We start from the raw sequence: 8,991 nt of genomic DNA, 5'->3' as shown, positions 1-8,991 counted from the left end.
GCGGATCGGTGTGATGGTCGGCCCCGAGCGCGGGCGCTACGCAACCAAGGTCGAACGGCTGCGCCGCGACGCCCGCTGGGCGGAAGGCGCGGGCTTCTCCACGATCTGGGTGCCTCAGATCCCCGACGAGTTCGACGCCCTCACGGCCGCCACGGTGATGGGCATCGAGACGACCCGCATCGAGATCGGCACCGCCGTCGTGCCGATCCAGCCGCGCCATCCGATCGCGCTGGCGCAGCAGGCGCTGTCGACCCAGGCCGTGCTCGGCGGGCGCCTGGCGCTCGGCCTCGGCGTCTCCCACCACTGGATCGTCGAGGAGATGCTCGGCCTTTCTTACGAGGCGCCGGTGGCCACGCTGCGCGACTATCTCGAGGTGCTGGCACCGGCGCTGGCCGGGCCGGGCACGGTCGACGTCGAAAACGCCCACTACCGGGTGCACAACCCGCTGGCGATCACCGACATCACGCCGACGCCGGTGCTCCTGGCCGCTCTGGGTCCGGTGATGTTGCGCCTCGCCGGCGAGCGTACCGACGGGACGATTCTGTGGATGGCCGACGAGCGCGCCATCGAGTCGCACGTCGCCCCCACGATCAACGCCGCGGCCGCCGCCGCCGGGCGCCCGGCGCCGCGCATCGTCGCCGGCGTCCCCGTGTGCGTGTGCGGCGACGACGAGGTCGACGTCGCCGTCGAGCGCACCAACCGCATCCTGTCCGAGGCCGAGGTGTCGCCGAACTACCAGCGACTGCTCGACCGGGGCGACGCTCGGGCGGTCGGCGACCTGCTGGCGGCGGGCAGCGAGGCGACCGTCGAGAAGCGCCTGCGGTCCTTCGCCGACGCCGGAGTGACGGACTTGTCGATCCGCATCGTCCCGATCGGCAACAATCGCGACGAACTTCTGACGTCGCGTCAGAAAACCGTCGAGTACCTCACGTCGCTCGGCGGCCAGCTGTAGCAATCGCAATTGAAATTGGCCTCTACTAAAGCGATAATGGCATTCTCATTTGAGGGGGAATCATGCCGCTCGACATCCCGGTCTTCGACGCCGACAACCACCTGTACGAGAACCGTGACTCACTGACGAAGTTCCTCCCTGACAAGTACAAGGGCGTCATCGACTACGTCGAGCAGAAGGGCCGCACGAAGATCGTCGTGCGCAACCAGATCAGCCAGTACATCCCCAACCCGACGTTCGACGTCGTGGCCCGCCCCGGCGCGCAGGAGGAGTACTTCCGCAAGGGCAATCCGGAGGGCAAGAGCCGCCGCGAGATCTTCGGCGAGCCGATCAAGGCGATCCCGGCGTTCCGCGAGCCCGCACCCCGTCTCGAACTCATGAACGAGCAGGGCCTCGACCGCGTCCTGTTGTTCCCGACCCTGGCGTCGCTGATCGAGGAGCGGATGCGCGACGACCCGGAGATGACCCACGCCGTCATCCACGCGCTCAACCAGTGGATCTACGAGACGTGGCAGTTCGACTACGAGGAGCGCATCTTCGCCAACCCGATCATCACCTTCCCGATCGTGGAGAAGGCGATCGAGGAACTCGAATGGGTCGTGGCGCGCGGCGCCCGCTCGGTGCTGGTGCGTCCGGCGCCGGCGTGGGGTTATCGCGGGCCCCGCTCGTTCGCGCTGCCCGAGTTCGACCCGTTCTGGGAGAAGGTCGTCGAGCACGACGTCCTCGTGGCCGTCCACGCGTCCGACAGCGGGTATGACCGCTACCAGAACGAGTGGTGCGGCGGCGACACGGAGTTCCTGCCGTTCCAGCCCCAGGCCTTCCGCCTGCTGTCGCAGTGGCGCCCGGTCGAAGACGCCATCTCGTCGCTCATCTGCCATGGCGCGCTGTCGCGCCATCCCAAGCTGAAGATCGCCGTCATCGAGAACGGCAGCGCCTGGGTGGCGCCGCTGCTCAAGAACCTGGCCGACATCTACAAGAAGATGCCGCAGGACTTCATGGAGCGACCGATCGACGTCGTACGGCGCAACATCTACATCAGCCCGTTCTGGGAAGAGGACCCCGCCGTGCTCGCCGACATGATCGGCGAAGACCACGTGCTGTTCGGCTCCGACTTCCCGCACCCCGAGGGCCTCGCCGACCCGACGACGTTCGCCGACGACCTGCACGGCCTCTCCGACGAGGTCGTCGCCAAGATCATGGGCGGCAACCTGGCGCGGCTGATGAACGTCGAGGCCAAAGTCCTGCGTTGAGCATCCCGGAGCTGCTCGCCGCCACCGATCCCGCGCTGATCGCGGTCGTCGATGGTGACGTCACGTTGACCTACGGCGAGCTGCGCAACGCGGCGCGCCGCGTTGGGGCAACGTTCGGCGGCGGCGAGCGCGTCGCCATCTGGGCGCCGAACTGCTGGCAGTGGATCGTGGCGGTCCTCGGCATCTGGGAAGCCGGCGCCACGCTCGTGCCGATCAACACCCGCTTCAAGGGCGCAGAGGCGGAGGTCATCCTGCAGCGCAGCGGCGCGTCGACGTTGCTCACCGTGCGCGACTTCCTCGGCGTCGACTACGCGTCGATGGTCGACGCGCCCGGCCTGCGCGTGATCGACCTCGACGGCTTGCCCGAGGCGGAACCCGTCGACGTGAAGGTCACCGACGACGACGTGTCCGACATCCTGTTCACGTCGGGCACCACGGGTGTGCCGAAGGGCGTCGTGATGACGCACGGCCGCACGCTGACCGTGGCGCGCGACTGGGTGGCGATGACCGGCCTGCGCGCCGGCGACCGCTACCTCATGGTCAACCCGTACTTCCACATGTTCGGACTGAAGGCCGGCATCCTCGCGTGCGTTGCCGCGGGCGCCACCATGTATCCCGAGGCGGTGTTCGACGCCGGACGCGCCCTGCAACGCGTACAGGACGCGCGCATCACGGTGTTCCCCGGGGCGCCCACGCTGTACGAGTCGCTGCTCGACCACCCCGACCGCGACACCTACGACCTGTCGTCGCTGCGCGTCGCGGTAACGGGCGCCGCCGACATCCCCGTCACGCTGATCGAACGCGTACGCACCGAGTTGCCCTTCGAACTGGTGGTGACGGGCTACGGCCTCACCGAAGCCGGCACGGTGAGTGCGACGTCGGCTGACGACGACGCCACCACCGTCGCCACGACCGTCGGCCGGGCACGGCCGGGTTACGAGATGCGCATCGACGGCCACGAGCCCGTCGGCGAAGTCCTCGTGCGCTCGGCGACGGTGATGCGCGAGTACCTCGACGATCCGGAAGCGACCGCGGCGGCCATCGACGCTGACGGGTGGCTCCACACCGGAGACCTCGGCACGATCGGCGACGACGGTTGCCTGCGCATCGTCGGGCGCAGCAAGGACATGTTCATCGTCGGCGGCTTCAACGCCTACCCGGCCGAAATCGAGAACCTGCTGCTGCGCCACGCCGGCGTGGCGCAGGCGGCGGTCATCGGCGTGCCCGACGAGCGCCTGGGCGAGGTCGGCATGGCGTTCGTGGTCGGCGACGTCGACCCGGACGAGTTGGTGGCGTGGGCCAAGGAGAACATGGCCAACTACAAGGTACCGCGCCGCGTCGAGGTCGTCGCCGCCCTGCCGGTGAACGCGACCGGCAAAGTCGTGAAGGACGAACTGCGCGCCATGGTCACGCGGTGATCCACGACTCGCTCGTGCGCGCCGAGCCGTCGCGCGTGTTCCTGCGCGTCGGCGACGGCGCCTTGACCTTCGGCGACGTCAACGCGCTGAGCGACGCGTACGCCGTCGCACTCGACGTCGCCCCCGGCGAGCGCGTCGCCCTGCAACTCACCAACCGGCCGGAGTTCTTCGCCCTCGTGACCGCCATCACGAAGTCGGGCGGCGCCGCCGTGCTCCTGTCCCCTGCATGGAAGGAACGCGAGGTCGCCCACGCGCTGGCGATCACCGGCGCCCCCCGCCTCATCACCGACACCACCCTGCCTTCTGTGAAGGAATTTCCGTCTCCTGCACGGCAAAGCCTTCACAGAAGTGAGGGGGGTAGTGAGGACGACGACGCGATCCTCGTGTTCAGTTCGGGCACGACGGGATTGCCCAAGGCGGTGCGGCACACGCACCGGAGCCTCGGCGCGGCGACGCAGCATTGGGTGACGGCGCTCGGCCTCGGCGCCGACGACCGCTTCCAGGTGGCGACTCCCCCCTCGCACATCCTGGGTCTGCTCAATCTGCTCGCCGCCGCCGAGGCCGGCGTGACCGTGCGCCTGCATCCCCGCTTCGACCTCGACGAGTGCCTGCGCCGCATCGAGACCGACCGCCTGACGCTCGAGATGGCCGTGGCCCCGATCGCGCTGGCGATGGCGAACCACCCGTCGATCGAGGACTACGACCTGTCGTCGCTGCGCTACATCATGTGGGGCGCGACTCCGGTGACCGAGAGCGTCGCCGAAACCGTCACCAAGCGCACCGGCGTCGGCTTCCTGCCGGCCTACGGCGCCAGCGAGTTTCCGGTGCTGGCGTGCAATCCGGTCGCCGACCCGCTGGCATGGCGCCTCGACTCGGCGGGCCTGCCGCCGCGCGACGTCGAGTTGCGCGTCGTCGACCTCGACACCCGCGCCGTGCTCGCCCCTGGCGGCGTCGGCGAGATCCAGGCGCGGGGCCCGTCGGTGATGGCCGGCTACCTCCCCGAAGACGCGAACGCCGAGGGCTTCGAGGACGGGTGGTACCGCACGGGCGACGTCGGCTGGATCGAAGACGACGGCTGGGTGCACCTGACGGATCGCTCGAAGGAGATGATCAAGGTGTCGGGTTTCCAGGTGGCGCCCGCGGAAATCGAAGCCGTCCTGCACGGCCATCCCGCGGTGCTCGACTGCGCGGTGTTCGGGTTGCCCGACGAACAGAAGGGCGAGGTGCCCGTCGCCGTCGTGCAGACCGACGGCACGGTAACGCCCGGCGCGCTGCAGCAACTGGTCGCCGACTCGCTGGCGACTTACAAGCAGGTGCGCCACGTGGTCGTGGTCGACGACATCCCGCGCCTGCCGTCGGGCAAGGTATTGCGCCGCACGCTGCGCGACGAGTGGACGCCGAAGCTCACCGCGTAATGGACGTCCGCCTCTCCCCCGAGCAGCACGCCCTGCAGGACGCCGCCACCAAGTTGGCGCTCGACCTCGGGCCACGCACCGTGCGCGACCTCGACGACGCCGAGCGCCGCGCCAAGCTCGACGCCGCGGTGGCCGCCGCGGGTTGGCGCGACTTGCTCGCCGACGCGTCGGTCGTCGAAGCGGCGCTCGTCACCGAAGTCTTCGGCCGTCACCTCGTCGACGTTCCGCTGATCGAGACGACCGACCTCACCGTCGGCCTCGCGCTGACGTCGGCCGACCTCGTCGGCATCATGCAGGGGGCGACGGATCTCGCCGTCAACTACGCGCGCGAGCGCCGGCAGTACGGCCAACCGGTCGGCGCCTTTCAAGCGGTGCAGCACCTACTCGCCGACGCGGCGGTCGTGACCGAAGGCGCCCGCAGCATCACGCTGCACGCGGCGTGGGCCGCCGACGCGCTCGACGGGGCCGATGCGCTCGCGGCCGCGGCGGCGGCCAAGGCCTACTGCGCGCGTGCGGCCCGCGACGTGTGCGAGACGTGCATTCAAGTGCACGGCGGGATCGGCAACACGTGGGAGTGCCTGGCCCACGTCTACCTGCGCCGCGCCCTCGCCTCGATCGACGCCTTCGGTGGCGTCGGGCCCAACCTCGAACGGGTACTGGCGCATGGACTTCGCTGACTCCCCCGACGAAGCGGCGTTCCGGGCGCGACTGCGCGACTGGTTGCGCGACAACAACCCCGGCCTTCCCCCGTCGTCGACCGACGATGCCTACTGGGCCGGTCAGGCGGCGTGGCATCAGTCCCTGTACGCCGCCGGCTTCTTCGGCGTGTCGTGGCCCAAGGCGATCGGCGGCCACGAACTGCCGGCGGTGTACGACACGATCGTCGACGACGAGCTGGCCGCCGCCGGCGCGCCCCCGCGCCCGAGCGTCGGCTATCTGGTGCACGGCATGCTGCATCACGCCAGTCCCGAGCTGCAGGCGCGCTTCATTCCCGGCATCGTGAGCGGGCAGGAACGCTGGTGCCAGGGCTTCAGCGAACCCGACGCCGGCTCCGACCTCGCGTCGCTGCGCACTCGCGCCGAGCGCGACGGCGACGACTACGTCATCACCGGTCACAAAGTGTGGACGAGCAACTCCGACGTGGCGCAATGGTGCCTGCTCCTGGCGCGCACCGAACCCGACGCGCCGAAGCACAAGGGCATCTCGGCGTTCGTCGTCGACATGCACCAACCCGGGATCGAGCAGCGCCCGCTGAAGATGATCAACGGCATCACCAAGGAGTTCGGCGAAGTGATCTTCGACGGCGCCCGCGTGCCGTCGGCCAACATGATCGGCGCGCCCGGCGACGGGTGGCGTATGGCGATGACCATCGTGAGCCATGAGCGCGAACCCCAAGAACTCGGCTTCGCCGGCCGGTACCGCAAGACGGTGAAGGGGCTGCTCGAACGCGTGCGCGCCAAGCCCGGCGACTTCGACGCCGAAGCGCGCCGCGACCTGGCGTGGGCGATGGTCGAGGCAGAGATGCTGCGCACGCACGTGTGCCGCCGTCTGTCCGACCGCTTGGACGGTGTCACCCACGGCTCGGAAGGATCGATCGACAAGTTGCTGATGACGGCCACCGAGCAGACCGTCGGGCACGCCGCGCTCAGCGTCGGGCGCGACGACACGTCGTTGAAGACCTACCTGTACTCGCGCGCGCAGTCGGTCATGGGCGGCACGTCGCAGATCCAGCGCAACCTGGTCGCCACTCGCATCCTGGGACTGCCCACCGAATGAACTTCGACCTCTCCGAAGAACTCGTCGAACTCCAGCGCATCGCCCGCGACGTCGCCGAACGCGAGTGCCCGGCCTCACTGGTGCGCGGCGTCGTCGAAGCCGACAAGGACGTCGGCGAGTTGTGGAACACGCTCGTGCGCCTCGAGTGGCCCGGCCTCACCGTCGACGTCGACGACGGCGGCTCGGGCGCCACCACTGTCGAACTCGCCGTCATCCTCGAACAGCTGGGCTGGGCGGCCGACCCGTCGCCGTTCACCGCGACCACGACGCAGTACCTGCCGCTGGTGCGCGCCGACCACGAGTTGGCCCGCGACGTCTGCGGCGGTGCCACCGGCGCCGCGATCTACGACGGCTTCACCCTCGACGACGGGTTGCTGCACGGCGCGGCGCGCCACGTTCGCGACGGCGACCGCGCTGACCGCATCGCCATCGTCGTGGGTGACCGCGTCGCCGTCGTCGATCGCAGCGACCTCGACGTCGAGCGCCAACCGACGGTCGACCGCAGCCTGCATCTGGCCACGGTGCGCGCCGACGGTGTCCGTCCCGCGCGCGTGGCCGACGGCGTCGACGTCGACCGGGCGCGCAACGTCGCGTTGCTCGGTTTGTCGTGCGGCATCGTGGGCGCGTCGCAGCGCATCTTCGAACTCGTCGTCGACCACGTCCGCCACCGCCACCAGTTCGGCGTGCCGATCGGCTCGTTCCAAGCGGTCAAGCACATGGTGGTCGACGTGTACGTCGCCATCGAGCGGGCCCGCGCACTGTGCCAGTACGCGGCGATGGCGATCGCCGAGGACGACGACCGCCAGACGATCGCGTCGGCGATGGCGAAGGCCGCGGCGGGCGACGCCCAGCGCATCGCCGCCCAGCACGGCGTGCAGTTGTTCGGCGCGCTCGGCTTCACGTGGGAGAACGACCTCCAGCTCTACGTCAAGCGCGCCAAGTCGTCGGAGATCCTGCTCGGCAGCGGGCACTCGCACCGCCAGCGCGTCGCCCGCATGGTGCTGGCCGACCCGCACGCGGCGCGGCTGACCCTCGACCTCGACCCGAGCGCCCAGGCCTTCCGCGACGAACTGGAGGCGTGGCTCGACGCCAACACGCCCGACGTCAGCGAGACGACCGAGCGCTCGCGTTCGAGCTCGCACATCCCGGAGTGGGCGCGCCGGTTCCAGCGCGCCATGTTCGATGCCGGCTGGCTGCTGCCGGGCAACCCGCCCGAGTTCGGTGGCCGCAACGCCAGCCTGATCGAGCAGTTCGTGCACCAGGAAGTCCTCGGCGACCGGCGTATCTACCAGAGCTTCAACCCGCAGGGCCTGTCGATCATCGTGCCGTCGCTGCTCGCCTTCGGCACCGTCGAGCAGAAGCGCAAGTGGGCGGTGCCGATCATGCGCGCCGAGATCACGGCGTCGCTCGGCATGAGCGAACCCGACGCCGGCTCCGACCTCGCCGGTCTGCGCACCCGCGCCGCCCTCGACGCCAATGATGGCGATGGGCAGTTCGTCGTCAACGGCCAGAAGGTGTGGACGTCGGGGGCCCACGACGCGGATGTCATCTTCGCCTTCGTGCGCACCGACCCCGACGCGCCCAAGCACAAGGGCATCAGCGCGCTCGTCATCCCCACCGACACCCCCGGCGTCACCCGTCGACCGTTCGGCTCGATGCTCGACGAAGGCGAGCCCGACTTCAACGAAGTGTTCTTCGACGACGCCGTCGTTCCCGCCGAGAACCTGGTGGGAAAGCTGCACGACGGCTGGCGCGTCGCCACCGAGTCGCTCGGCCACGAGCGGGCGATGCTGTGGCTCGGCTACGTCGAACGACTCGACGACCTCTTGCAGTACGGCGGCCGCGAGATCCGCCACCACGACCTCACCGAGGACAGCTACACGCTGGAGTGGTACGCGCAGCTCGCCATCGACACCGAAGCGCTGCGCTTCCTCGGCTACCGCACGCTGGCGGCCGCCGCGCAGGGCGTCGAGACGCAGCAGCAGTCGAGCCTCAAGCTGATGGGGTCGGAGGCATCGCAACGCACGACGCTGCACGTGCTCGAAACCGTCGGCGCCGACGCCCTCGACCCGCACGTGCGCAGCGCGCCCTTCGAGCCGTTCAACCTCGACGTGTGGACCGACAACTGGTTCAACCTCTACCTGCGGTCCTTCAGCGGCACCATCGCCGGGGGCACCTCA

7 protein-coding genes are annotated in these 8,991 nt (G+C 69.6%); all 7 read left to right on the top strand.

Annotated features, from left to right (window positions below; all coding sequences use genetic code 11):
• The coding region (locus VHC63_04930; GenBank protein HVV35927.1) for a TIGR03564 family F420-dependent LLM class oxidoreductase at positions 1-952 on the top strand (952 nt) is incomplete at its 5' end.
• A 62-nt stretch (positions 953-1,014) separates the two neighbouring features.
• Positions 1,015-2,202, top strand: coding sequence for an amidohydrolase family protein (locus tag VHC63_04925; GenBank protein ID HVV35926.1), 1,188 nt, complete (start codon positions 1,015-1,017; stop codon positions 2,200-2,202).
• On the top strand, positions 2,199-3,620 hold the full coding sequence (locus VHC63_04920; protein HVV35925.1) for an AMP-binding protein: 1,422 nt from the start codon (positions 2,199-2,201) through the stop codon (positions 3,618-3,620). The genes VHC63_04925 and VHC63_04920 overlap by 4 nt, the downstream gene beginning before the upstream one ends.
• Positions 3,617-5,035 (top strand): AMP-binding protein, encoded by a 1,419-nt coding sequence (locus VHC63_04915; GenBank protein HVV35924.1) that lies wholly within the window; start codon positions 3,617-3,619, stop codon positions 5,033-5,035. Before VHC63_04920 ends, VHC63_04915 begins: the two co-directional genes overlap by 4 nt.
• A complete protein-coding gene (locus VHC63_04910; protein ID HVV35923.1) occupies positions 5,035-5,712 on the top strand; it encodes an acyl-CoA dehydrogenase family protein in 678 nt (225 codons plus the stop codon). The genes VHC63_04915 and VHC63_04910 overlap by 1 nt, the downstream gene beginning before the upstream one ends.
• Positions 5,699-6,811 (top strand): acyl-CoA dehydrogenase family protein, encoded by a 1,113-nt coding sequence (locus VHC63_04905; protein HVV35922.1) that lies wholly within the window; start codon positions 5,699-5,701, stop codon positions 6,809-6,811. Before VHC63_04910 ends, VHC63_04905 begins: the two co-directional genes overlap by 14 nt.
• A partial coding sequence (locus VHC63_04900; GenBank protein ID HVV35921.1) for an acyl-CoA dehydrogenase occupies positions 6,808-8,991 on the top strand: 2,184 nt, incomplete at its 3' end. The genes VHC63_04905 and VHC63_04900, both read left to right, overlap by 4 nt.

It is taken from the genome of Acidimicrobiales bacterium (genome assembly GCA_035546775.1).
Lineage (GTDB): Bacteria > Actinomycetota > Acidimicrobiia > Acidimicrobiales > JACCXE01 > JACCXE01.
The sequence above is the reverse complement of the archived record's forward strand: the minus strand, read 5'-3'. Positions and strand labels throughout refer to the sequence as shown.

Bases quoted from the DNA above. Each gene is read 5' to 3' on its own strand.
- VHC63_04905 (HVV35922.1), top strand. From the start codon at position 5,699: ATGGACTTCGCTGACTCCCCCGACGAAGCGGCGTTCCGGGCGCGACTG.
- VHC63_04925 (HVV35926.1), top strand. From the start codon at position 1,015: ATGCCGCTCGACATCCCGGTCTTCGACGCCGACAACCACCTGTACGAG.
- VHC63_04910 (HVV35923.1), top strand. From the start codon at position 5,035: ATGGACGTCCGCCTCTCCCCCGAGCAGCACGCCCTGCAGGACGCCGCC.